This is a genomic window from Paenibacillus antri (assembly GCF_005765165.1).
GTDB classification, from domain to species: domain Bacteria; phylum Bacillota; class Bacilli; order Paenibacillales; family YIM-B00363; genus Paenibacillus_AE; species Paenibacillus_AE antri.
Window position 1 is genome coordinate 526,815 of record NZ_VCIW01000001.1, and the last position, 26,302, is coordinate 553,116.

Sequence of the window (26,302 nt, forward strand, 5' to 3'; positions counted from 1 at the left end):
CTCCGAAATTCATGAACTTGGAAAATGATTCCCACCCTAGTCTATCTTCTTTCCTAGTAGAAATCTACCAGTCATCCCGCCTGAGCTAAGGAAATCACCTTAGAAAGACACCGCGCACACCCACCGACGACTAACCACCCGCAATATGGAAAAAGGACCCGCCTCCCGGCAAGCCCTCCACGTTACTCCCCTATAATCTCAAGCAAATCCGCGGTCGATTCCGCCGACACGCGATAGATGTAGTGCGTCTCCTCCACATTCATGATCGTCGCATGCTCAAACCGCGCATCCAGCCACAGATGGTACGCCTCTGTCGAGCCATCGCGAGACGTTAGCCGCATGTCGTACTTCGGTTCAGCCACATTCACGATGCCGGGCTGCTTCTCCGCCTCATGAATCGCCTTCGCGATCCGCTCGATCGTCGCGGCCGACGACTCCCCTTCGTACGTGACGAACGGCTCCGGATAGAAGCTCCCGAATCCCCGTGACTCGCTGATTTCGACCTTCGCAACGGCCCCCGCCGGCGCGTCGGCCCCGCACCCTGCAAGAGCGACAACGATCAACAGCATACCGATAGAGCTAAGCCACCTGTTCATCCCATCCTTCGCCTCCTCTACATGGAACGAGGCTAAGGATCGATTTGTTGCAGAGCTTGCCCCCTACTTCCCCTCCAACCGCTCGAGCTTCGCCGCCGCCTCCAGCAGGAACACCCCGCTCAGTTGCACGGTCAAGTCGAGCGGCTCCTCATGCGGTCGATCCCATGCGGTGCCGAATAAGCCGACATCCTGTGTGCTGCCCTTCGCGAGCAGCGCGTCCGCGTTGTAGTAGATCGCGTCCCGGATGCGTTCGCTGCCGCCGGCTTCGTACAGGTTCGCAAGGTACCGGATCAGGATGCCCTTGAACAAGCCGCCGTCCCCGGTCCCCTCGCTCTTCATGACGCCCGTGGCGTCGTCCGAATGATGCTTCAGCGCGGCCGCAGCGGTCTTTTCCGCGTCCGCCAAGTAAGCTTCGTCGCCCGTGATCTTGTACAGCTCCACCGCCGCGCCGAGGAACGTCCCGTTGTTATACGTGAAGATCCAATCGCGATTGACGTTCAGCCGCCCGTCGTCCTCCAGCACGAGGCCGTCGTAGACGAGGCCGCTCGCCGGATCGACCAAATACGTCTTCTCCCAGTCGTAAATCTTCTTCGCCCAAGCGAGGTCCGCTTCGTCGCCGAAGCGATCGTACAAGCGAGCCGCGAGAATCGCCGCGGGGCCGTTCGAGCAAGCGTTACGGCTGTGGCGCTGATCCTTCTTCCACGCCATGCCGCCCAGCTCGTCTTCCCACCATGCCGTCTTAATATCGCCCCACAGCTTCAAGACGTACCCCTTCATCGTCTCGTCGCCCGTCGCGTCGTACAGCCGCAGCGCCGACAACGCCAGCCACTCCATGTCGTCGTAAAACCCGTTGTACAGCGACCCGTTGCGCTTGATGATGCTCTTAACAATCAAAGCCGCTTTCTCCGCATACGCCTCGTCGCCGGTGCGCTCGTAGGCGTCCACCATCGCGTCGACGGCATGCGCCTTCCACCAATAGTTAAGATGCCCTTCCCGCTCCTCGGCGTACGGATAGGCGTTGTTCATCCCCGAAGCGCCGTCGTTCCAGTAATGCTTCAGCAGGGCGTCCGCCGCCCATTGCGCGGCCGGTCCGTACCGGTCGTCCTCGCCCGGTTTCGAGCCGCAGCCTGCGAGGAACGCCCCGCCGATCAGGACGATGCTCATCATTTTCATAAGCTTCACTGTACCGTTCCCTTCCTAGAGATTACCCGACGATGCCGCTATGCTCGATCCCTTCGACCAAATACTTCTGCGCGAACAAATACATCACGATGAGCGGCGCGAGCACGAGCAGCGACATCGTGTTCGTCAGCGTCGAGGTGAGCGGCTGGCCCGACTTCAACCCGACGGTCGCCCCCTCCAGCATCAGCCCCTCGAAGCCGACGAGCAGCGAGTTCGACAGCAGCTTGATCTGGCTGAAAAACATGGAGGAGTAGAAGCTGTCCGTCCACTGCCAGGAGAAGGAGAACAACAGCACTGTAATCATCATGGAGGCGGAGAGCGGCAGAAGGATCGTCCCGAACGTGCGGAACAGCCCCGAGCCGTCCACGTACGCGGCCTCTTCCAGCTCCTTCGGAATGCCTTTGAAATATTGCCGCATGATTAAGATATAAAGCCCGTTCTTAAACCCGAAGCCGGTCAGGGACAGAATCGCGAGCGGCCAGATCGAGTCGATCAGGCGCACCGTGCCGCCCGAGATGGCGGACAGAATCCCATACAGATCGAAGAAGCTGAACTTCAAGTACAGCGAGATCATATACGTCTGCGGCGGGATGAGGATCGTAAACACGACGAGCGCGAAGACGAGCCCTCGGCCCTTGAAGCGGAAGCGCGCGAGCCCGTATCCGACGAACGTGCAGACGAGCATCTGCAGGACGCCGCATAGGACGGCGATGCCGAGCGTATTTTTCAACCCTTCGAAGTAGTTCGTATACTCGATCGCCGTACGATAATTGAACAGCGTCGGCTCCCGGGGGATGAATCGCACCGTGCCGTCGATCAAGTCCTGTTGGCTCATGAAACTGTTGGTCAGCTTGAACAGCAGCGGGTACAGGATCAGGAACGCGAGCCCGATCAGCAGCAAATACCGCACGATCGACCACGCGAGTCCGAGCCAGAACGCGGCGCTCGAAGCTTTGCCGCGCCACCGCCGGACCCACGCCGCCGGAACGACGGACGACGCCGTCTTGTTGGTCTGTATGACGCTCATCGCCATCACTCCTTGGATTGATAAAAGACGAATCGACTCGCAACGAGGCCGATGAGGGCGAGGAACACGCCCGCGACCAGGAAATACACCCACGCCATCGCCGACGCCGTGCCGTATTCGCCGATCCGCATGGACGCCGTAATGCCGTTCATGATCGCGTTCGTGCTGCCGGTGAACGAATCGATGACCGAATAGATGATGTTGACCAGGATGAGCGGGCTGAGCAGCGGGAACGTAATTTTCCAGAAGCATTCCCATCCCGAGCAGCCCTCGATCTTGGCCGCCTCGTAGATCGAGGACGAGATCGCCTGCAGGCCCGCCAGGAAAATCAAAATCTGAACGCCCGAGTGGTTGACGACGTTGTAGATGTTTTCCGCGGCGCCGACCGTCAGGTTGACGAGCGCGGGGCTGAAGTCGAACATCTGGTACATGTACCGCCGGAGCTCCAAGCCGCTGAACAGTCCGCCCGACATCGACTGCATCGTCGCGATGCCGTTGTCGATGCCTTGGACGCCTTGATACGCGTTCAGGACGGAGTTGCGCATATCCGCCTTGTCGATGATGCCGGTGGCGAGGATGACCGGAACGAAGAAGATCGCCCGGAACACCCCGCGGCCGCGCATCTTCTGATTGAGCAGCACGGCGATGAACAAGCTGTACATGACGAGAATCGGTATGTCGAACAGCATGTTGCGCACGGCGTCGAACAGCTGCCGGTTGAAGTTCGGGTCGACCCGCAGGATGTGGAAATAGTTATCCAGCCGGACGAATTCGGCCGTGTACCCGCCGAGCGGCTCCACTTTGACGTCCATGAAGCTGAATCGGAAGGAATCGATGAAGATCCCGAGAAACAGCAGAAGAAATCCGACGACGAACGGGCTGACGAACACCCATCCCATGAGATCCCGCTTCTCCGTTACCGTTCGTCTCCGCAGTCTTTGGATTCTTTGCAATCGTAGCATGTCGTGTATCCCTCCTCTCCGCTTACGGCGCCCATACCGCGTAATCGACCGGGCCGATCGTCGCGCCGTCGACCGACACCGCTTCGTCCCGGTAGTTGATGACGATCCGCTTGCCGTTCGCGAACGTCGTCCGGTACACGTCTTCGTCCAGCCGCTCGTGATCGACGATCGGCTCCCCCTGCACGTCGCGCAGCGCCTCGTCGACTTCCGCATAGATCGACGCCGCGTCTTCCTTCCACTCGTCGAAGGAGGATGCGTAGCGTTCGTTGAACAAATTCGCGTGCTTCAGCTCGCGGTTATCCCCCGCGTTCAGCTTGAAGTAGACGCCGCCGCCGGTTTCCAGCGTCTTCAGCACGGCGCGGCGCACGTCGTTCGTCAGATTGAGCGGCTCTCCGGCGTACCCGACGTACCCATGCAGCGCGATCTGCAGGAACGGCACGGCTTCGTCGGCGACGGCGAACGAGCTGTCTTCCGTCGGCAGGCGCAGGATATGGTCCGCATACGGGAACGTGTACGCGTTGCCGAAGTCGGTCATGATCGCGCCGTACTCCGACGACGCCTTCGCGAGAACGCTCGTCTGGTAGCCTTGGGCCTGTTGGCGGTTCGAGTCGCGGTTCGTTTTGAAATTCGAGTGCAGTCCTTCCCCGAGAGTCGACAAGGACATCGCGTCGATCCCCAAGGAGCGATAAGCTTTGGAAAACGATTCGTAATACCCGGGCAGCTTCCTCGGGTCGACGATCCATTCGTTGTTCTCGTACTCGAGCTCCGCCGGATTCAGATAAGCGTTGTAGCCGATCTTCTGAAACAGCGTCCGGATCGAATCCTGCTTCGGCGCAAACCCGTCGAACCAACGGTTGTCGGACACGTACAAGAAGTCGACGTCCGGAAATACTTGCGCGCCCGCGCGGCTCGCCTGCTCCGACAGCCGGCGCAGTCCCGCCGCGCCGCCTAACGCCTTCTCCGTCTTCATGTTCGAAGGCGCCGTATGGAAGAAGCCGCCGTTGTACCAGGCGGTATAGCGCAGCTTGAGGCTGCCGACGCCGCGCGCGGCCAGCTCCTCCAGCATCGTTCCGGCTTCCTCGAACGACGTGATCGCCATGCGGCTGACGACCGGGAAGCCCCACTTCCGCGTCATCGCCTCGACGGCGCCCATCGTCTCCAGGTAGAACGGGACCTGCGCCTCCGGCGACGCCGGCTTCAAGACGCCCCGGTCGACGAGCGTGTCGCGGTACGCCTTCGCCATGCCGACATAATTAGCGTCGTCGCCGGCGAGGAACACGTATCGCAGCGCGATGTCGCCGTCGTAGCCCGCTTTCTCGTAGACGATCCAGGGGGCTTGCTCGAAGGCGTTTTCGGCGATGTACGTATCTTTGTTCCGAATCGTGAAGGCGGCGTAGGCCGTGTTCCACGAATGGACGATACCGCCCGCCATGCCGTTGATTTCCGCGGTCGCGTCCCCTTCTTCGATGACGGCGAGCAGCGCGGCGTCGCCCCTCTTGATGCCGAACACCGGCGCGCGGAATTCCTGCTTGAAGCTGCCCCGGGGAGACTGGGTGAGCGCGCGGTCCGGACCGTACAGCTTGCCCGTCGTTAACAGCGTCGTCTTGCTGCCGTCGTTGTTGAAGCGCATCAAGGTGCCCGACCCGTCCGGGAGGAACAGGTACCCGTCTTCGCCGGTCTTGCCGGCGCCGAAATAACCCAGCAGCGACAGCCGCACGAGCTCGAACCGCTCCGTATCGTACTCAATGTCGCCGACCCGAAGCTTCGCGGTCAGCCCGTTCCCTTCGAGCGCGTAGTCGACGGCGAGCTTGAAGTACGGGAACGCGGCGTCGTCCCCGCTGTACCCGATCTTCTCGTACTCCGCTTCCAGCATCTCGTACGTGTACCCGGCTTCTTGAACGAGTCCCTCCAGCACGCGCTTGTCGCGGTCGTTCAGCGACGTCTTCAGCGAGTACACGCCCGTTCCTTCGTCGAGGATGTAATACGCCTGCGCCTGCCGCTTGCCCCGTTCGCTCTCGATCTTCTCCAAGATGAACATTTCGAAGCTCTCCTTCGTAATGCGCTGCGGCAGCAGCAGCCGCTGTTCCTCGCGGCCGAGCGTCATCTCCACCCGCATGCCGTTCGGCAGCTTCCCCCACTTCACTTGCCCGAGCTGCGCGGCATGCGCGTAGCTGTTCATCTCCGCTTCGCCTTCCTTGCCCTTCGTGCGGTACAGCAGTTCTACCTGCGACATCAGCTTCTGCTTGATGTCGTCGCTCGCCTTCGGATCTTCCGCCGCGTCGAGCGGATTCGAATAGAAGCGATGGCCCGACGCCTTATGCTCCACGGCGATGCCGCCGGTGCGGTTGTCGAAGAACAGGATCAAGTCGTCGTTCTCCGCGGCGGGCGCGAGTCCCGCTTCGGGGGAAGCGGGCTGCAGGGCGGGCGCCGACGCGGCCGGCTCCTCCTCCTCCGACTTCATGAGCGTCGGCTGCCATAGGAACAGGGCCGATCCCATTCCGATGGCGGTCAATAGGGCAACGATCCCTCTGGCTTTCATGCGGCCAACCTCCGATTTTCCCGGCTGTGCTACAGTCGGAACGTGATTTCGTCGACGATCGTCGCGAAGAACGTCTGCATTTTCTGCAAAATGTTAATGAACAACACGACGAGGAAGGCGACGAATCCCATGCCGACGACCGATATGGCGGACGTGTAGAAATTCTTGAACGGCGCGTAATCGTTCGTCACCATGACGCCGACGAAGATGAGCGCGAACGCCCAAGCGTAGGCGATCGTCGACAGCACGTTGACGAACTGCACCTCCTGCAGCGTCAAGACGTTGCTGAACAGCGCGGCGGGTACCTGGATGAGCACGATCGGCGTAAGCGCGTAGGCGGAGGCGATGAAAATATCCTTCAAGCTCCCCTCGCCGTCCATCAGCGTCGTCAGCCCCCAGTTGGCGCAAACCCACAGGACGAACGGGATCAACACCCGCAGCGCCGTGTCGTGCAGCTCGATGACGCGCCAGTCGGTCGGGAACAGCACGTATCCCCCGACCATCGTTCGCCAGACGTCGACGGCCATTACCAACGCTACGATCGTGACGGCCGCGCGGAAGCTGCCCCGCCGTTCGTGCTTCAAATCCCAGAAGCCGTCGAACGGGTGCACGATCAAGTGCAGCGCGTACAGCAGTTCTTCCTTGTACGTGCGCTTCCCCGCCTTCTTCCATCCGGCTGCGTTCACCCTTCGGGCGTACGCGAAAAACCGGGTCGCGAGCCAGATGAGCGCGGCCGCCGCGATCGGAATGAGCAGGATGATATTCCGCGCGACTTCCTTGCGGTACGCCGCGAACGCCTTGAAATATTGATCCCAGTCGTTCGCGAGCTTGTAGTTTTCCATCGCCTCGCGGTATTCCGCCTTGCGCATATGCGACATCGCCACGCCGGAGTAGGCGAGCTCGAAGCTCGGGTGCATCTTCAGCACCTCCCGCCAGGCGGCGATCGACGCGTCGTAGCTGCGCTCCTTCCGGTGGCGGATCGCCTCGGCGATCGCGTCGCCGTACGCCGTCCGCGCGAACACGGTGACCCGCGCCGTATTCGCGTCGAGCGCAAGCAGCTTCGCGCCTTGGTACGCGATCGCGACCGCCGCGCGGAAGACGCCGTTCTGGCTGCCGGTGCCGCCGAATGCGTACAGCAGGTTCCCTTCGCCGTCGTAGGTGAACAGCTTGTTCTGCGTCGCGTCCAGCGCCGTGTAGACGCCGTCCGCCGTCAACGCCGCGTCGATGAAGCGCGACACCGTCTCGGCCGTCTGCAGGTCGCCGGCCGGCGGGTATGCCCCGTTGCGCTTCAACACGTCGATGCCCGTGTTGTTGAGCCGCTTGATCGGTGCGTACTGGCTGCTGCGGTCGCGGTTGCGCATCGCTTGCAGCTGGTTTCTCGCGTTCAGTGCGCTGCTCGTCACGTACGCGAAGCCGAGCTCGTCGATCGCGATGTTGTTGTATTCGGTCGGCACGTTCTTGGCCGACCGGCTCCGCTGCGCGTCGGTCGTCACGAGCTCCCAGAACAGGTCGAGCGCCTTCGGCTCGACCTTCTCGGCGCCGACGAAGCCGTCGAAGCGGCCGTCCGCGTTCAGCGCGATGACCCCCATGTTCGTGCTCTTGGAGATGACGTACATACGGCCGGCCTGATCGACGCCGACGGCGCTCGGCTCGTAGATGAACCCCGCGGGCAGCACGTCCGCGTCAGGCGCCTCGAAGACGTTCAGGAGACTCCCGTCCGGACGGAGCGCCACGATTCTGGCGTTCTTCGCATCCGCGACGTACAGCGTCCCGTCGTCCGTCACGAAGAGGCCCGCCGGCGCGTTGAAGCCGTCCTCCGTTCCGTCCGCGCGCGCGAACGAGCGGATCTCCCGTTGGAACCGGTATTGTTCGTCCAGGACGACGATCCGGTGATTGCCCGTATCGGCGATATACACCCGGCCGTCCGGGCCCGTCACGAGATCCTGGGGCTGGTTGAGCCCCGTCCCGTCGGCGATGCCCATGTCGATCGCGCCGACGACCCGGTCGGGCACGTACGCGTCGGGGGACACGACGTAATTCCCTTCGTAGTCGTACGTGTACGTCTTATACGGCACCATCGCGGAAGCGGAACCGGCGCCGGCGCCGAGGAGCAGGCAGACGGCCGCGCCGGCTAAGATGCGCGTTTTCCACGTTTTCCAAACCATCCGTTCTCCCTCCTTCCCCTCGGCCTATTCCTTCATCCCCGACGCGGACATCGTCTCGATGATTTTCGATTGCGAAATAATGAACACGATGATCGGCACGATCATCATCATGACCGCGGCGGCCGACCCCGTGCCCGTCCGGGCGATGCCGCCGGCGAGAATTTGCGACAGCGCATAGTTCAGCGTCTTCAGCTCTTCGCTCTGGATGAATTGATTCGCGCCGATGCCCCACAGCCCTTGGATCGAGAAAATAATCAGCGTCAGCCACGCCGGCTTCACCATCGGCATCGCGATATGCCAGAAAATCTTCCATTCGCTCGCGCCGTCCATCCGGGCCGACTCGAGCACGGCGTCCGGGATCATCTGGTCCATGAATTGCTTCATTAAATACAACCCCAGAGAGGACGCGAACGCCGGGACGATCAGCGCGCTGTACGAGTCGATCCACCCGAGCGACGCGATAATGATGAAGTTCGGAATTTGCGTGACGGTGCCGCTGAACATGAGCGACAGCACGACGATAGAAAATAGGAACCCCTTGCCGGGAAACGTGTGTTTGGATAACACGTACGCGCATAACGACGCGAGCACGACGTGGCCGGCGGTGCCGACGGCGGTAATGAACGCCGTGTTGAACACGTACCGGCTGAACGGCACCCACGAATCGCTCATGACGACGAACAGATCGCGGAAGTTTTCGAGCGTCGGATGGTTCACCAGAAACCGCGGCGGGAAATACCATAACTCCTCCAGCGGCTTGATCGCGTTGGAGACGGCGTACACCATCGGCAGCACCATGAATAGTCCGAACGCCGTCAGAAATAAGTAGATGCCGAAGTCGGCGAAGTACGATCTACGGATTCCGTTCTTGCTTCGAGACAACTTGATGTGGATCATCGTTTACTCACCGACCTTCGACAGCAGCTTCTGTACGAGCTTGTTGGAGCCGATCATGATCAGGAACAGCACCGTGGCGATCGCGGAGGCGTATCCCATCTCGAACCGGACGGAGCCGTAATCCTCCAGATGGTTCACGATCGTGTGCGCCGCGTAATCGACGCTCGGCATGCCGCACAGCGCGGTCACGATCGCGCCCGAGCTGAACGCGCCGGTGATGCTCATGACCGCGCCGAACATGAGCTGCGGCTTCATGGAAGGCAGCGTCACGTACCACAGCTCCTGCCATCGGTTCCGGATCCCGTCCACCGCCGCGGCCTCGTACAGGCTGCGATCGATCCCCTGCAGGCCGGCGATGAACGACAGGAAGCTCGTGCCGACGCTGGTCCACAGGGCGACGAGGACGACGAGTCCCAGCATGTATTCGGGATTTTCGAACCAGAGAATCGGCGTCGAAATGAAGTTGTACCGGAGTAGCAGCGCGTTGGCGTACCCGTACGCGTCCTTGTTGAACAGCACGCCCCAGACCAGATAGATGTTGCCGGAGATCGACGGGGCGTAGAAAATCAAAGTCAGGAACGTCCGCCACGCTCTCGGCAGCTCGTTGATGAGCCACGCGAACACGAGACACATCGCATACCCGATCGGGCCGACCATGACCGCCATAAGGAACGTGTTGCCGATCGCCTTGACGAAGATGTCGTCGCCGAGAAACAGCCGAATATAATTGTCCATGCCGACGAACATCGGCGCCTCCAGCAGGTTGAACGACGTGAAGCCGAGCACCAGCGACACGAGCACGGGCAAGGCGGTGAACGTGAAAAACAGCAGCATATACGGCGCGGCGAACAAGTAGGATACCTTGTTTTTCTTCGCCGCCTTCCAGCCTTGCGCAAGCTTCCGGCCGAAAGCGCCTCGCGTTCTCCGGACGGCGGCCGGTCCGCCCATCGCGACGTCTCTATTCATCCTCGTCGCCCTCCAGACGGAATTCCTTCCGCTTCCGCGCGATCTCCTCGTCGGTTTCCCTCACGTAATCGAGCAGCGCCTCCGGATCTCCGTCGTTGTATGCCGCGGCGGCCGCGAAGCCGATGCTGCGAGTGACGTAATATCCTCCCGGCACTTCGGGCGTGCCGACGGCGTATGACCATTGCTCCATCAGGATGTCCGCCTCCCTCTCCGTCCACGGCATGCTCGCCAGCGCCTCCAGGTTCGCCGTCGCTTGCTTGGCCGACTTGCCGAGCACCGCTTCCATCTCCCTGCCGAACCGCGACTGGGTGTCGGCGCGCGTCCACCATTCCATAAAGCGCCATGCCGCTTCCTTGTCTTCGACGCCCTTCAGCATCATGACGGCGGTGCCCGTCGCCGGGGTCGCCCGATCGATCGTGCCGTCCGCCCGGACCGTGCCCGGCAGCGGCGCGAATTCCCACAGCCCTCGGATTTCCGGAGCGAAGGCGATCAGCTGGTTGTACGTCGTGTAATCGGCGATGCCGAGCGGCATCTCCCCGGTCCGGAACCGGTTCGCGAAGTCGTAATCTCGCGGGAACCGGTACGTCGTGAACAGCTCCGTCTGCTTCTGGAACGCTTCGACCGTGGCGTCCGCGTCGAGCGTGGATCGCGTGCGTCCCGCGTCGTACAGCTCAGCGCCGGTCTGATACAAGAAAATCTGAAGGCCCGTAATATCTTGGGGAAAGCCGATCTGCAGGTTTTGCTTCTGAATTTCCGGAACGATCCGGTAAAATTCGTCCCACGTCTCCGGCACCTCCAGCCCCAGCTCCAGCAAAATATCTTTCCGATAAAACAGCATCGGGAACGACTGCGTCTCGGGCAGCGCATACGTCTGGCCTTCGAACGTGTAAGGCACCATGGCGCTGGGGTGAAACCGGGAGGCGACCTCCTCGAAGTTCGGCATGTCGTGGATCGGCTGCACCGCGTTCCGCAGCGCGTATTGCACCGGATCCGCCACGGGATTGCCCATCGCGACGTCGGGTCCGGTGCCCGCGAGCACCGAAGGAAGCAGCGTCTGTTCCGGGATCAGCTTGAGCTTCACATGAATTCCGGTTTCGGGGGTGAACGCGTCGTTCAGCATCTCCCGGATGATCTGCGCTTGGTCGCGGCCGGACGTCAGCCACACCTCCACCTCGCGACCGCCGTCGCTCCCCTCCTGCACGGCCAGCGTGTTGTAATCGACGACGAACGACAGGAAGAAAGACTGAACTTCGAACAGAAGACTTGCGAAGAAGCTCGGCTCCGCCTGCGGCAGCGGCGCCGACGTCTGAACGACGCTGACGTAATCGAGCGTGAGCGGCTGCTCGCCGACCGTCAGAATCCACGTGCCGAGCGCGCCGATATTTTCCTTGAACGGAGCGAACGTCTTGGCGATTCGATCCTCGGGGTCCTCGACCATCTGCTCGAGCTGGAAGGCGATCTTGTCGAGCAGCACCGTCTGCTCGCCCTTCTGTCCGGTGAACGCTTCCATCTCGGCGGAGATGCGCCGCAGCTCCTCCGCGTTCTCGGCCATCGTCGCGATCGCGTCCGGAATGAGCTTCTTGAAGTCGTAGTCCCGGTACAAATCCGGCTCGGAGCCGGTAATCATGAGAATTTGCCGGTACGCGGCGTTCAGCTCGAACAAGCTGGCGTCGACCCGCTGCAGCACGTCGGCCAAGTCGCCTAACGTCACCTGGAACGTCAGCTCGTGTTCGCCCGCTTCGAGGTAGAACGCGTACTCCCGCCCGCCGTCGCCCAGCGCCTGCACCTGCCAGCGATTCCCGTAATTAAATCGCACCGCTTCGGCTTCTTCGAACGGCACCTTGCCGTCGATGAGCACTTTCCGGTTGACGTACATACCGGCCAGCAGCTGCTGTTTGAACCTCGTGACGATCTTGTATAAGCCGTCTTCCTCGACCGTGAACCGATACGTCACCCACTGCCCCGGCAGCTTCCACTTGTCGCCGCCGATGCTGTTGAGCCGCAGCTTCGCGGGATCCTGGGGCTCCGTCAGCGGCGACGACCGGTCGGCGATCGGATACAGCGTATTGTCCGACTTCTCGTAAGGGAGCTGCGCTTGGATTTTCACCGGCGCGGCGTCCGCCTCCCGGTAGCCTTGCGCCTCGTAGAACGCCGCCGCTTCCGCGTACGGCTTTGGCTTCTCCGCGGCGTACAGGCGGATGGAACGGATTACAGCCGGTTCTCTGACCGACTCTAGTCCGATCGTGTGCCGCCCCTCTTCGAGATACACCTGAAGCGGATCGTTATAGTAACCTAGCGAATCGTGCAAGAGCGTCGTTCTCCACCGCGGCGCTTCGGCTTGCCGCGGCCGGATGTCGTTCCCGTTCCCGTCTTGCGAGATAGCGCCCGTGTCTTTCCATATTCGCGACAGCCGGATCGTCTTCGCCTCGTCGTACGGGACGGCCCCGTCGACGTAGAGCATCCGCTCGATATCGTTGCCTTTGCCTTCCACGGGGTAGTACAACACTTCGACGTTGTACATGCCGCTCGCGGGAACGTCGACTTCCCATTCGATGATCCCGGTTTCTCCCGTTCGCACGGACTTGCCTTCCATGCCTTCGAACCGCTCAAAGATTTCTGTACTCGTCTCCGCCCGAACGAACGTATGCGCCTCGATCGTGAGGTCCGCTCGTCCGGCGCCTTGCTTCGCGTGCCGCTCGAGATAGTCCCCGTAGCTTTCTAGCTTCAGCAGCATCTCCCCGCTCGCCGCCGTTTCGTTCGCCGTCGCCGCGTTCGGCCATAGCATGAATGCCAATCCGATGGCCAACGCAACCCCCAACCGCCTCGCTATGACGTTTCCTTTCACCGTAACACCCTCCAACCTGCAAGGATTCGCCGCGCCGGAAGAGGCAAGGGGCGTTCCGTCGGTCGAAAACCCGCGTGCCGGACCGCCCCTTGTTCCGCTGCTGCGACTATTCCTTCTTCTCTTCCGGCTTCGGCTCCGGCTCCACGAATTCGCCCTTCAACCGGAGGACGAGCTCTTCGAGTCCGAGATTGACCGCTTCTTCGATTTCCGCCACTTGGGAGGCGGGCTCCAAATTTTGATCGTAGAAGCCGACGTTCGGAATGAGCGCGAGACCTTGGTGAACGTTGCCTTGCATCTGCTGCCCGATGAACGCGAGATCGGACACGCCGTAATTTTTCAGCTGCTTGATGATTTCGAGCGATTCGTCGTCTCTCAGCTGCGTGAAGGCGATTTCATCCAATCGGATTTGTTCCTCTTGTTGGGCTTTCCACGCCAGCGCCTCCAAAATGAGCCCCGTCTTATCCAGGTCTTTGTTCGTGACCGGGACGGCCATCGACGGCGCGTCATGGCTTACCCAGGAGAGATAGTCGTCCGTGTTGTTGCCCATCGGCATCGGCACGAAGCCGAAGTCGGCTTCCATCTCGTAGATCGGGTCGATGACGCCGCGTCCTCTGGAGTATGCGAGGAACAGCGCCTTCCCGTCTACGAACGCCTTCACGTAAGCGTCCATGTCTTCGCCTTCGTTCTTCGGGAAGAACGTGTCGCCGCGCTTCGTCATCTTCTTGATCATGTCGATCGTCTCGAACGCCTTCGGCGTATTGACCGCATACGTCAGCTTGCCGTCGGAAGCGGTTTCGATAATTTTATTGCCGGAGGCGAGGTACAGCGCGACGGCGATATCCCAATCATGTCCCGTTGCGAGGCCGTAGCGGTCGTTGCTGTCCATGACGCCGTCGCCGTTGGCGTCCCGCTTCGCCGCCTGCTCCATCTCCAGCATTTTCTCGAACGTCCATTGTTTATTGGCCACCAAATCGTACGGGTTTTCGAGGCCCAGCTCTTCGATAATGCTCTTGTTGAACGCGAGCACCCACACTTCGTCGCCTTGATTCGCGAACGGAGCGGCGACGCCGAACGTCCGGCCGTCGTACGTGAGCAGGTTCGACGTGTTGTATTCCTTCCAGTACGCGTTATCTAACTGCAAGTTCGGAATGGTGTTCATGTCGACGAGCCGCTTGCCGTTAATATGCCGCCCCAATTCCCAAGTCGGCGTCACGATGATGTCCGCGTACTTGTCGCCCGCCAGCACCGCCGCGCTGAACTCCTCCTCGGAATGCTTGCGCAGCTCGATCTTGACGTTATATGTCTCTTCGACCCAGCGAATCCGTTCGAGGATCGCGTTCGCGAGATCGGAGCTGCCCTCCGGCGGGAACCACCGGTTCGCGTTGTTGTCGGCGACGACGAACTTGTAACCGCCGAGATCCTGCACCGGCGGAGCGCCGTCGCCCTCCGCGGCCGGCTGTTCGGCCGTCTCTCCGGCCGGCTCCGCCGGGGGCTCTTCCGCCGGCTGCGAATCCGCCGGCTCCGGGGCCGGATCGGCTCCCGCGTCTCCCCCTCCGCCTCCCGTGCAACCGCTTGCAAGAACGGAAATCAATAATACCGCCGACAACAGCCACGCCCATTGTTTTTTCTTCGCCATAACCCCGTATCTCCCCTCGATACCAAAATTGTACTTAATTTGAAAATAACTCCATTAACTACACTTCATACACTAGCTCGCACGCAGTGATATGTCAACATATTATTTTTGCCTTTTTCCGCAATCTTCGTGTTGACTCAGGAAGGCCGAAACCCTTATTACACAAGGATTATGCGTAATATGAAGCAGGGCGAAAGCCTCCCCAGTCAATCGAACTTGATATGACAAGACGCTGCGATTACGCCCCTTCGGCTTGCCGAATCCGGCCGGCCGCTTCCAGCGCGGACATCGTCTCCAGCAGGATGATCCCGCTGAGCTGCGTGCTTAACTCCACTTCGCCGGACGTTCGCGCGTCCCATCGTTCCCCGAACAACGCCCCCTCGCCGTCGAACGCGTTGTCCCAAAGCGACGCCGCATTGGCGCCGATAACGCCGGCGATGTCGAGACCGTCCCCCGCCGTCAGCGCGAGCTCGCCGGCATACCGGACGAGAATGCCCTTGAACAGGCCGCCGTCCCCCTTGCCTTCCGCCGGGAACAAGCTCGTTCGATGTTCCGCGAGCTCCGCGACGGCCGCCCGCCAGGTGCGCGCGGCGTCCTCGAGATAGGCCCCGTCGCCCGTCAGACGGTGCAGCTCGACGGCGGCGCCGATAAAGACGCCTTGGCAGTACGTAAATTTCCAATCCTTATCGATTCTGCCATCCCCTAACCGATTCGCCCCGTCCCAGACGAAGCCGGTTTGCGGATCGACGAGGGTGCGCTTCACCCAATCGTAAATGCGCTTCGCCCAGGCCAGGTCGTCCTCGTCGCCGAACGCCGCGTACAGGCGCGCGGCCAATATCGCGGCGGGCGCGTTCGCCGGCGTATTTTTATAGTCGAGCTGCGTCTTCTGCCACGCGATGCCGCCCCCCACATGGTCGTTCCAGCCCGTCTTGATGTCCTCCCACAGCTCCAGCGCGGCAGCCTTGTAGGACTCCTCGCCCGTCGCTAAGAATGCGCGGAGCCAGCCGATCGCCATCCACTCCATGTCGTCGTACAAGTTGTTCGGCCAGGCGCCTCCGTTCCGCCGAAGCAGTCCCCGGTGCAGCGATGCGAGCCGTTCCCGATAGACGGCGGCCCCCGTTCGGTTCCAGCCGTCCGTCAACGTCTCCACCGCATGCGCCATCCACCAGTAATGGAAGATCGTGTTGCACGCGCCGTCCGGACACGGCGTCCGAATGTTGTACATTTCAATGTCTTCGTTCCAAAACTTCTCGTCCAGCTCGCGCTGGGCGCGTTCGGCTCTCGCTCCCCACATTCCCGTCATCCGAACCCTCCTCCTTCGTTACGTTCGAACGCGAACCCCGCAAATATCGAGCGCCAGCTCGCAAAACAGCATATTGGCCCAGGAAAACCATTCGCGCGTGTACCGGCTCGGATCGTCCTTGTGGAAGCCCTCGTGCATCATGCCCTTCCCCGCGTCGGTGCGAACCATCGCGTCGAGCTGCGCTTCTTTCTCCTCCGCCGTCGCGGCGGTCAGTCCCTGCATCGCGAGGCCGATATGCCAAATGTAATCCGTCGGCGTATGCGGACTTCCGACGCCCGCCGCGGCGGCGCCCCGGTAGAAGTACGGGTTCCGATCGCTCAACACGAACTCGCGCGTATTCCGGTAGATCGGGTCGTCCGCCGAGCAGTACCCGAGATACGGAATCGACAGCAGGCTCGGCACATTGGCGTCGTCCATCAGCGCATGCCGGCCCATGCCGTCGGTTTCGTACGCGAACATCTCCCCGAATTCCGGATGACGAACAATGCCGTGCGTTCGGATTCCCTCGTCGATGTCCGCCGCCAGCGCCGCCGCATCCGCCTCGAGCGCGGCATCCCGCAGCACGTCGCGCGCGATTTCCTGCACGTACCGAAGCGCGACGACCGCGAACATGTTCGAAGGGATCAAATAGCCGTACGTGCAAGCGTCGTCGCTCGGCCGAAAGCCGGACCAGGTCATGCCGGTATACGCGGTCGGCGCTCCCTTGCCGTCCCGGGTCAGCGTATCGGTGGCGGGGCAGTTCCGGCGTTGGAACCGGTAAGCCGAATCCGTCTCGTGACGCTGCTCCCTCTTCCACAACGCCAGGATCGTCCGTACGCCCTTTACGAAATCGCCTTGGAAGTGATCGGTTCGACCGCTGTTTTTCCAAAACAAATAACTGAGCTGGATCGGGTAACAGAGCGAATCGATCTCGTATTTTCTCTCCCATACCCAGGGGCTCATCTCGGTTTCGTCCGATTGGTGGCCTCTCCCGTCGGCGGATTCATTGAAAGCGTTCGCATAAGGATCCCGCAGCAAGCACTCGAACTGGCGGTCGATCAAGCCCTTGATCATGTCCGCCACGTCCCGATCGCTGGACGCGAGCAATAAATAAGGCCGCACCTGCGCGGCGGAGTCGCGAAGCCACATGGCGGGGATATCTCCCGTGATGACGAACGTCGTCCCGTCCGGCTTTCTTTGAATCGTCGTTTCCAATGTGTTGCGGATACAGGTTTCGAACATGCGCGCCGCCCTCGGCCGGTCCTTCATCGCGTCGGCAACGACCCTGACGAGGGGCTGCACGACGGCCGAGGCATCTTTCGTTATCTCCATGATCCGAACTCCTCCCTGAATCTTCCATACGACCTACTACACAACATACTATTTGCGATGTATCAATATGTCAATATACTAAATTACGACATGTTGCAGCGCCCTTCCGCAGCCGGAACGCGGTAACCCCGCCGCTTTATGAATTTAGTTGCCGAATCGCGAATAAAGTTTTATAGTTGATATATCAATGCATCGAAGCGAGGCAGGAAAACCTATGGACATCCCTCGGTACGAACGGATCTTCAACCACCTGTATCAGAAAATTAAAGAGGGCGAGCTGAAGGCAGGCGATCGCGTGCCGTCGGAGAAGGAGCTGGCGGTCCAGTTCAACGTCAGCCGCATCACGTCCAAGAAAGCGCTGGAGCTGCTGTCGCAGTATAAGCTCGTCGAGAGAATTCAGGGGAGAGGCTCCTTCGTCGCCGACGCGCCTCCGGATGTGCAGGACGTCGCGTCGGGGCGCCATGCCGACGGCGCGGAAGAGAAGCGCGACGACGACGAGTGGCGAACGGTCGGGCTCGTGCTGCCCGACTTCGCGGATTCGTTCGGGGCCGATCTCGTTCGGGGCATCGAGGAGCAATGCGCGTCGAACGGATGCCGGATGATGATCAAGCTTACGTACGACAACCGGGAGAACGAGCAGGAAGCCATCCGCTCCTTCGTTCGGTGGGGCGTCGACGGCTTGATCGTATTCCCCGGACACGGCGAACATTACAATTCCGAAATATTGCGGCTCGTGCTGGACCGCTTCCCTCTCGTCTTGGTCGACCGATATTTGAAGGGGATTCCCGCCAATGCCGTGTATACCGACAATTGGAAAGCGGCCTTCGACCTTACGAACCTATTGCTGGACAAGGGGTTCCGCGAAGTCGGCTTCTTATCCGTTCCGGCCGAAAACACGACCGCGGTCGAAGACCGGCTGAGGGGCTACACCGACGCCTGCATTCAGCGCGGCTGGACGCCCATGCCCGACCATCTCTTGACGAGCCTGTACAGCTCGTTGCCGCAATCGTTCGATACCGCCAACGTCCAGATCGACCTCGATACCGTGCGCCGGTTCGTGGACATGAATCCGGAGATGTCCGCCTTCGTCGTCGCCGAATACAATCTGGCCCTCGTTCTGCGGGAGGTTCTCCTGTCGAGGGGGAGCCGCATTCCCGACGACTTCCAGATCGTCTGCTTCGATTCGCCCGGACAGCCGCTCGGCCCGCCGCTGTTTACGCATGTGCGGCAGAACGAGCGGGAAATCGGGCGCAGGGCGGTCGAGGTGCTGATCGACCTGTTGAACCGCGAGGACACCGAGCTGCATCATATCGTCGGGCACGATATCGTGCTCGGCTCATCTACGAAGTGACCCCCGGGACGCTCGCGCCGGCGGCAAGAAGCCGGCGCGCGGCGGACTGGGATTCTAGCGAAAATCCCCCCCACTCTCCGTCCACGGCGCCACGGCGCCTCACCGACATTTTCCGACATTTCTCGCGCGTGAAAAACACTTGCCTCCGGGACTTCCGCACCATATAATGCGAATATCTTTTTCGAATACTGTGATAGATGTTTTCGTGCGTCTGGAACCATTTTCCCAATTCACCCCCCACTCATCACACCTCAACGTAAGGACGGGAATCATCATGAAGCTCAGCTCTAGGCGCAAGCGAACCAAGGAGATCAGTCTGCTGCTCAGCGGCGCGCTGCTCGTCACTCTTCCTCTAGGAAACTACCATGCCCATGCATCGTCCGTTTCCCCTCTGAAGAAGATTATCGTTTCGGAAAACGCATCCTGGATGCAACCCGCCCTCCAAGTCGACGGCATGACCGTCCGCGCGGACCTCGCAGGCCGGTTTCCGCTTCTCTCTTCCGCTGCCGTATTTACGGCGGATTCGTCCTCCCAAGACGTGCTGCAAGTTAGCGTCGTCGACGGTCATCTGAAGCTCGCCGTCCTCAAGGAAGGCACGGCGACGGTCACGGTCACCGGCAACGACGGGGTGCACCCGGCGATCGTCGACACGGTGCAGGTAACGATACATAAGCGCGGCGACATTACCGGCGACGGCACGATCGATCAGGCCGATTCGCTGTTCATCCAGCAGGTCGTGAAGGGGCTCGTCACGCCTTCCGCCGAAGATATGGAACGCCTCGACTTGAACGGGGACGGCAAGGTGACGTCGGCGGACGCGACCGCCGCGATGAGCTTGTATTTGTCGCAGAAGAAGGGAACCGTCCCGAACGAATACCATATGACGTTGACGGATGTGAACGATGCGCCGATCGCTTACGGCATCGCGTTCGCGGGCACGGCGGAGGTCGGGCAGACCGTGACCGGCAGCCACCATTACATAGACGCGGAGCAGGATGCCGAAGCGGCGACGGCGGTGCAGTGGTATCGCGGAACGCTCGCGGACGGCTCGGATCGCGAGGCGATCGCCGGCGCGACGTCCGCATCTTATACGCTGCAGATGGCCGACGGCGGCAAGTACTTGTTCTACGGCGTGACGCCGAAGGCTGCGACAGGGGTTCCGGCCGGGACGGCCGCGATCAGCGCGGGTACGCTCGTGCCGATCCCGGACACGACCGCGCCGACGATCCTCGGCGTAACGCCGCTCGACAACGCGACGGGCGTCGCGCTGGACGGCTCGCTCGCGATCGCGTTCGACGAGCCCGTCGCAGCCGTTGCGGGGAAGTACGCGAAGATCTACAAGAGCGCCGATCATACCGAGGTTGCCTCCTATGACGTTTCGGATGCGGCCCATGTCGTCGTGACGGGCGCCGATGTCGAAGTGAAAGGCTTATCGCTCGCAAGCCTTACGGAGTATTACGTGGCGGTCGAAGCCGGCGCGTTCCGGGATCTCGCCGGCAACCCGCACGCCGGGTTAAGCGGCCCGACGACGTGGAGCTTCGCGACGAAGGACGTCGTGGCGCCGACCGCGCTGCAGTTCGCGCCGGTCGGCGGCGACCCGAGCGCGCCGTACGTCGGTGCGCTGACGATCGCGTTCGACGAGCTCGTGACCGGCGTCGCCGGCAAGACCATTGCGGTGCGCCTCGCCGCGACCGACGCCGCGGTCGCGACGTACGACGCCGCCGATGCGGCGAAGGTCGCCGTGAGCGCGACTGTGTCGGGCAGCCGCGCGACGATCGCGAACCCGGGCCTCGCCGCAGGCACGGCGTACTACGTCGAAGTCGAAGCCGGCGCGTTCGTAGATGCCGCGGGCAACGGTTACGCGGGGATCTCGGGCAACACCGGATGGAGCTTCGAGACGGTGGACGACATCGCCCCGACAGTCGCGTCGGTCGCACCGAACGCGAATGCGGCCGGGGTAGCCGCGAACGCGCCGCTGACGATCGCGTTCGACGAAGCGGTCACGCCGGTCAGCGGCAATTCAGTGGTGCTGTACGACGCTTCGAACGACAGCGTCGTCGGTACGTTCGACGTCGGGGACTCCACCGTCGTCTCGCTCGCCGGGAAGACGGCGACGATCGCCGCCCCGGGCTTGTCCGAGAACAAGATGTATTATGTTGAGGTTCCCGCCGGCGCCTTCGTTGATGCAGCAGGCAATCCGTTCGCCGGCTTAATCGGGAAGGCGTCGTGGAGCTTTGCGACGGTGGACACGATCGCGCCGACAGTCGTCTCGACGCTGCCGGTCGATGACGCCGCGTCCGCCTCGGCGGGCATGGTACTCGCGATGATTTTCAGCGAGAAGGTCACCGCAGCGGCGGATAAGACGATTACGGTGTACGACGCGGCCGACGACTCCGTCCTGAAGACGTATCAGGCGAGCGAGATGTCGTTCGTCGGCTTGACCGGCACGCTGCAAAACCCGGGCTTAGCGGTCGGCAAGGACTACTATGTGCAGATGGATGCGGGCGCCTTCGAAGACTCGGCCGGCAATCCGATCGACGCGATCGAGGATAAGACGACGTGGAATTTCTCGACGTCCGTTCCGCTCAGCATCGATGTGACGCTCGACGCGAACAACGATCCGGTGGACGAAATCACTCTCGACGGCGCGGCGTTATATGTGACCGCGACCGGCGGAACGTTCAAGGAAGACTTGTCGGAAGCGGACTTCGCGGTCAACAATGCGCCGCCCGGAACGAGCGTCTTCGCCGCCGGGAAGTTACTTGACGACCAAGCCTTCCTCTTCTTGACGAATGACGGAACGGACTTCGACGTCGACTATAACGGCGTGACGATAACCGCGCTGGCGAGTGCTTTCGAGAACGGCACGGAGTCGGCGACGTCGAATACATTCGCCGTCCAACCTGTCATCGAGCCGAATTCGCTGATCGTCTCCGAAGTATTCGTCGGAAGCAGCAATGATAGATTTGCTATCGAGTTGTATTCGCCTGTCGAACTGACTGGTTACCAAATCGAGGTGTACCAATACGTTCCGAACCCGAGTCGGATCGAAGTTTCCGCGTTGACCGCGCCGACGATCAACGCAAACCGGACGTATCATATCATCAACAGTCTGTTCTACGACTTCATGGATTTATTCGACTATCGGATGAGCTTCATCTATGGCTACAACCTCGAAGTGCCTTCCACGTGGGCGGACGCGACGCTGAATGCGATCGTCGTGAAGAAGGACGGACAAGTCGTCGACATGGTCGGCGATCCTACGGCGACCGGTCCGAGACCGATCGTCGAGATGAACAAAACCAAAGTCCGCAGAGCCGACGTGCCCGGCGGGTCGAACGTCTATCGCCCGAACCAGTGGATCACGTATTCGAGCGCCCAGCTTCTTGAGCAATACGGCAAACACACGCAGCAATAAGCTGCTCCAGGGAGGAACTGATCTTGCTTACGAAGTTACATCATGCCAAGCTCCCGAGCTTGTTGCTCGCGTTATCCCTGTCGGCATCGGCGCTGCTGTCCCCCGCGACGGCTTCCGCCGATGCGGCCGATCTGATCGTTACGATCGGCGATGTCGCGGCGAAGGTCGACGACATGATTGAAGTCCCGGTCTCGATTTCGCAGCCGGCGGCCGGCGTCGCGTCCTACGGCATGGAGCTGAATTACGACGCCGCGGCGCTCGAAGTCGTCGACATCGTCCCGTCGTACGGCAACGCCTCGGATCCGGCCTGCTATGAGGATGCAGAGGGCTGTTTCTTTTCCGATTCCGAAAATGCTTCCGGCTGGCTCCGCGCCGCCTGGTTCGACGCCTCCGGCGGCGACGAGCCGATCGACGCCGCGATGGAGCTGTTCGTCGTCCGCTTCCACGTGAAGAACCCTCTCGCGCTCGGCGATAAACCGGTGACCGCGGCGAGAGGAACGCCCGGGGGCTTCTCGTTCACGGACCGGCACCTGACGTATCTGTATGCCGGCTTGAACGATGGCAACGTCGCCGTCCAGACGTCGAACAACGCCGATCTTGCGGCGCTGACGACGACCGCCGGCACGATCGCCTTCGCGGCGGACAAGACCGCGTACAACGCGAGAGTCGGCGACTCGACGAAATCCGTGACGGTAACGCCGACGACGGCGAATCGGTACGCGAGCGTCACCGTGAACGAGTCGTCCGCAACGAGCGGCCAAGCGGCCGGCGCCATCCCGCTGAAGTACGGCAAGAACGACATCGTCGTCGAGGTGACCGCGGCGGACGGGACGACGAAGAAAGCTTACACGTTGTCCGTCTACCGCGACGAAGACGCCCCGGCGGCAGCCGGAGCGCCGAAGCCGACGACGACCGACGCGACGATTCGCGTCAACGGCAAGGAAGAGTCCGCCGGCGTCGCGACCAAGAAGCAAGAGGGGACGCGCGTCGTCACCACGGTCGCCGTCGATCAGGCGAAGCTGGAGCAGAAGCTTGCCGCCGAAGGGCAGCGCAGCGTCGTGACGATTCCGGTCGCGGACGGCTCCGACGTCGTCGCCGGCGAGCTGAACGGCCAGATGGTCGCGAACATGGAGCAGAAGCAAGCGATTCTCGAAATCAAAACCGGCAGCGCCACCTACACGCTCCCGGCGCAGCAGATCAACATCCGCGCCGTGTCCGACAAGTTCGGTAAGGACGTAGCGTTGCAGGAAATTACCGTACGCATCGAAATCGCGAAGCCGTCGGAAGACACCGCGAAGCGGGTCGAAGCGTCCGCGGCGGCAGGCTCGTTCGAGCTCGTCGCGCCGCCGGTCGACTTCACCGTGCGCGGCACGTACAACGGCGCGACGGTGAACGTGGACCGCTTCAACGCCTACGTCGCGCGCTCGATCGCGATTCCGGAAGGCGTCGACCCGAGCCGCATTACGACCGGCGTCGTCGTCGACCCGGACGGCACGGTCCGCCATGTGCCGACCAAGGTCGAAGAAGTCGACGGCGTCTACTACGCGACGATCAACAGCCTCACGAACAGCACGTACTCCGTCGTCTACCATCCGGTCGCGTTCGCGGACGTCGCGACGCACTGGTCGAAAGACGCGGTGAACGACATCGGCTCCCGGATGGTGATCGAGGGCATCGGCGGCAACCGTTTCGCTCCGGATCGAGACGTCACCCGCGCCGAATTCGCCGCGATTCTGGTGCGCGCGCTCGGCCTCAAGGCCACAGGCGACGCCGAGGCTCCGTTCTCCGACATTGCGGCGTCGGACTGGTACCATGACGCCGTCGCGACGGCGCACGAATACGGCCTCGCGAACGGCTTCGAGGACGGCGCCTTCCGACCCGCGGAGAAGCTGAACCGCGAGCAGGCGATGGCCATGGTCGCGAAGGCGATGTCGATGACCGGCCTGAAGGACAAGCTGAAGCCTGCGGTGCCAGCCACGCTCCTGCTTCCGTTCGCGGACGCGGGCCTCGTCTCCGATTGGGCCAAGGCCGGCATCGCGGACAGCCTGCAAGCGGGCCTCGTCACCGGCCGCGGCGCCGACGAGCTCGCGCCGCAAGCGACTGTCACCCGCGCCGAAGTCGCGGTCCTGATCCGCCGCCTGCTGCAGCAATCCGAGCTGATTTAATTAGCGACATGAAGAAGCCGACGCCTCGCGCGTCGGCTTCTTTTTCCTGCAAAAGTGCATCTAATTCCTTCGCTTTCTCTCCACCGTGGCCGAATACCTGCGGAAATGCATTTATTTCGTCGCCGGAACACCCCAACGACCGAAAATAAATGCATTTTTGCAGCTAAGTCGGTATTTCCGGCCATGTTCCGAAGAAATACCTGCACTTTCGCAGGCAGGGCTTCATCATTACCATTTTCCCAAGAAAGAAATCAATGCCTCATGCATCTGCTCCGAGCCCCTGCCCAACCAGATCAGATGCCCCCAAGTATCCAGCAAGCGCAAGTCCGCACCGGGAATGTGCTTCAGCGCGTAATGCGCGTGGTCGACCGGTACGGCCTTGTCGTGCCGGCTATGGAGAATCAGCGTCGGGCAGGCGATCGATTGCAGATGCGAATCGCGAACCGTCCCGGTGCTTGCGAGGTCGATCATGAAGCCGCGCCCGGAGCGTTGCCGCCGATTCATGTCGCGGAACGACTCGAGATCGCCGTCTTTCATATAAGTTTTCACCTGAGCGTACGGAAGCTTGGTGAAGGAGGAGGCCATCTGCCGGAAAATGAACCCGGGCAACAAGCTGCTGAAAGCGCCGATCAGCTTCCAAGTGTATTTCTCCGTCGAAGGGCGGAATAACGCTTGCGCCGCCTTGTATTCCTTATCCTTAGGCGTCAGCCATTCCTTCGTGACCGCGGACTGGAGCGTCAAGCTTCTTACCCGTTCCGGGTATCGGGAGGCGAAGAGGATGCCGCTCGGTCCGCCGGCGGAGATGGCGATGACGTGAACCTTAACGATGCGGAGATGGTCCAGCAGTTGCACGTAAGCCTCGCACGCGGCTTCCAGATTCCGGCCGATCCCGGCGGAGGTGCGGCCGTACCCGGCTCGGGACGGCGTAATGACGGCATACCCGCTCTCGGCCAGCTCCTTCGTTCCGAACCGCTCGCGGCAATTGGAATACCCGCCGTGGAACACGAGTACCGGTTCCCCCCGGCCGACGACGGTGTACTCGATGCGAATGCCTTCTATGCCGAATAAATCGTAGACGCTATCCATCGACGTATTCATCTCTCCTTCGCTTGCCGCACATGCTCCGCCCGAAGCGCCGGATCGACGATGTTCGCCTGCATCATCGTCTCGCGAATCGCCGCGATCCGCGCCTCGTTCAGGAGCGGCTCTCCGTGGATCGCCTTCATCCGCAGCAGCTTCCGATGGATAAACTCGCTCAGCTCCACGTCGTACACGACGAGCTCGTCCGACTCGATCTTGCGCAGCGTCGGGTCGATGCCGAACCGGCACCGCATCGTGAACGACACCATGGAGATGAAGGTCAGCGGCGCATGAGCGGACAGCACCTGCTCCAGCGCCTTGATGTGCCCGTAGTTCTGCTTCAGCGGGTTGTACATCTTGAACCGCCCGCTCACCGTCCACTGCCGATCGTCGCGTCCGCCTCGGATTTCGCCGTTGTAGTTTTTCGTTTCAATGACGAAAATGCCGTACGGAGAAACGACCGCGTGATCGATCTGCGAATACCCGGTCCGCGACTTCGGATTGCGCACCATCAGGTCGGAAGCGTACCGGCATTCCTTCGGCAGCTGGTCGAGCTGAATGTTGATCTTATGCTCGCCGAGCTCGCCGATGCGCTCCGGCGCCACCTTCGGCTTCGCGGCGGCCCGCGGCCGGATCGCCGGCTTCTTCTGCGTCGCCTGGGCCGGCTTCGGCCCCAATCCCAACGCGCGTAATAACTTCGATAACATGCTTCCCGCTCCTCCGTCGGATCCATTGTAGTTAAGCTAGGAAATTATCCCTAGTCTACCGCTAATCGCTAGTAGAAATCTACCAAAACTGTTTCCTGTACAGCGGGAGCCAATCCGTCCATGACTCGGCGGAACCGCCGAATTCGAAAAAA

General features: G+C 61.4%; 17 protein-coding genes. 3 read left to right on the forward strand and 14 right to left on the reverse strand.

Features of this window, described 5'->3' with window-relative positions; genetic code table 11:
* Positions 1–182 precede the first annotated feature (182 nt).
* The 12 genes from FE782_RS02020 to FE782_RS02075 form a co-directional block, all read right to left on the reverse strand.
* Complete coding sequence (locus FE782_RS02020) at positions 183–596, reverse strand: YhfM domain-containing protein (protein WP_138191968.1); 414 nt, start codon at positions 594–596, stop codon at positions 183–185.
* 63 nt (positions 597–659) lie between these two features.
* Positions 660–1,769 carry a glycoside hydrolase family 76 protein gene (locus FE782_RS02025; RefSeq protein WP_238392321.1) on the reverse strand — a complete coding sequence of 370 codons (1,110 nt, stop codon included), beginning with the start codon at positions 1,767–1,769 and terminating at the stop codon, positions 660–662.
* Positions 1,770–1,800: 31 nt separating this feature from the next.
* Complete coding sequence (locus FE782_RS02030; RefSeq protein WP_158299209.1) at positions 1,801–2,805, reverse strand: carbohydrate ABC transporter permease; 1,005 nt, start codon at positions 2,803–2,805, stop codon at positions 1,801–1,803.
* A gap of 5 nt (positions 2,806–2,810) precedes the next feature.
* A complete protein-coding gene (locus FE782_RS02035; protein WP_158299210.1) occupies positions 2,811–3,767 on the reverse strand; it encodes a carbohydrate ABC transporter permease in 957 nt (318 codons plus the stop codon).
* A gap of 22 nt (positions 3,768–3,789) precedes the next feature.
* Positions 3,790–6,306 (reverse strand): DUF5696 domain-containing protein, encoded by a 2,517-nt coding sequence (locus FE782_RS32180; RefSeq protein WP_158299211.1) that lies wholly within the window; start codon positions 6,304–6,306, stop codon positions 3,790–3,792.
* A 29-nt stretch (positions 6,307–6,335) separates the two neighbouring features.
* Positions 6,336–8,471, reverse strand: a complete 2,136-nt coding sequence (locus FE782_RS02040; RefSeq protein WP_138191975.1) for a YIP1 family protein — start codon at positions 8,469–8,471, stop codon at positions 6,336–6,338.
* Positions 8,472–8,495: 24 nt separating this feature from the next.
* Positions 8,496–9,368, reverse strand: coding sequence for a carbohydrate ABC transporter permease (locus tag FE782_RS02045; protein ID WP_138191977.1), 873 nt, complete (start codon positions 9,366–9,368; stop codon positions 8,496–8,498).
* Between the two features lie 3 nt (positions 9,369–9,371).
* On the reverse strand, positions 9,372–10,334 hold the full coding sequence (locus tag FE782_RS02050) for a carbohydrate ABC transporter permease (RefSeq protein WP_238392306.1): 963 nt from the start codon (positions 10,332–10,334) through the stop codon (positions 9,372–9,374).
* Positions 10,327–13,179, reverse strand: coding sequence for an extracellular solute-binding protein (locus FE782_RS02055; protein WP_138191979.1), 2,853 nt, complete (start codon positions 13,177–13,179; stop codon positions 10,327–10,329). The genes FE782_RS02050 and FE782_RS02055 overlap by 8 nt, the downstream gene beginning before the upstream one ends.
* A gap of 106 nt (positions 13,180–13,285) precedes the next feature.
* Positions 13,286–14,815 carry an ABC transporter substrate-binding protein gene (locus FE782_RS02060; RefSeq protein WP_158299212.1) on the reverse strand — a complete coding sequence of 510 codons (1,530 nt, stop codon included), beginning with the start codon at positions 14,813–14,815 and terminating at the stop codon, positions 13,286–13,288.
* A 238-nt stretch (positions 14,816–15,053) separates the two neighbouring features.
* The gene (locus FE782_RS02070) at positions 15,054–16,118 is read right to left on the reverse strand and encodes a glycoside hydrolase family 76 protein (RefSeq protein WP_138191985.1); all 1,065 of its coding nucleotides are present in this window, start codon (positions 16,116–16,118) and stop codon (positions 15,054–15,056) included.
* 18 nt (positions 16,119–16,136) lie between these two features.
* Positions 16,137–17,429 carry a glycoside hydrolase family 125 protein gene (locus FE782_RS02075; protein ID WP_138191987.1) on the reverse strand — a complete coding sequence of 431 codons (1,293 nt, stop codon included), beginning with the start codon at positions 17,427–17,429 and terminating at the stop codon, positions 16,137–16,139.
* Between the two features lie 214 nt (positions 17,430–17,643).
* On the opposite strand from FE782_RS02075, the gene FE782_RS02080 reads away from it, so the two are divergent.
* The 3 genes from FE782_RS02080 (at position 17,644) to FE782_RS02090 (ending at position 24,363) form a co-directional block, all read left to right on the forward strand.
* Positions 17,644–18,780, forward strand: coding sequence for a GntR family transcriptional regulator (locus FE782_RS02080; RefSeq protein ID WP_158299213.1), 1,137 nt, complete (start codon positions 17,644–17,646; stop codon positions 18,778–18,780).
* A 274-nt stretch (positions 18,781–19,054) separates the two neighbouring features.
* Entirely contained in the window at positions 19,055–22,198 is a 3,144-nt protein-coding gene (locus FE782_RS02085) for an Ig-like domain-containing protein (protein ID WP_158299214.1), read from the forward strand.
* Between the two features lie 23 nt (positions 22,199–22,221).
* Complete coding sequence (locus FE782_RS02090) at positions 22,222–24,363, forward strand: S-layer homology domain-containing protein (protein WP_138191993.1); 2,142 nt, start codon at positions 22,222–22,224, stop codon at positions 24,361–24,363.
* A 228-nt stretch (positions 24,364–24,591) separates the two neighbouring features.
* On the opposite strand, the gene FE782_RS02095 is transcribed toward FE782_RS02090, so the two are convergent.
* Both FE782_RS02095 and FE782_RS02100 read right to left on the reverse strand, forming a co-directional pair.
* On the reverse strand, positions 24,592–25,449 hold the full coding sequence (locus FE782_RS02095; protein ID WP_138191995.1) for an alpha/beta fold hydrolase: 858 nt from the start codon (positions 25,447–25,449) through the stop codon (positions 24,592–24,594).
* Between the two features lie 8 nt (positions 25,450–25,457).
* Positions 25,458–26,150, reverse strand: a complete 693-nt coding sequence (locus FE782_RS02100) for a nuclease-related domain-containing protein (RefSeq protein ID WP_138191998.1) — start codon at positions 26,148–26,150, stop codon at positions 25,458–25,460.
* Positions 26,151–26,302: the final 152 nt, after the last annotated feature.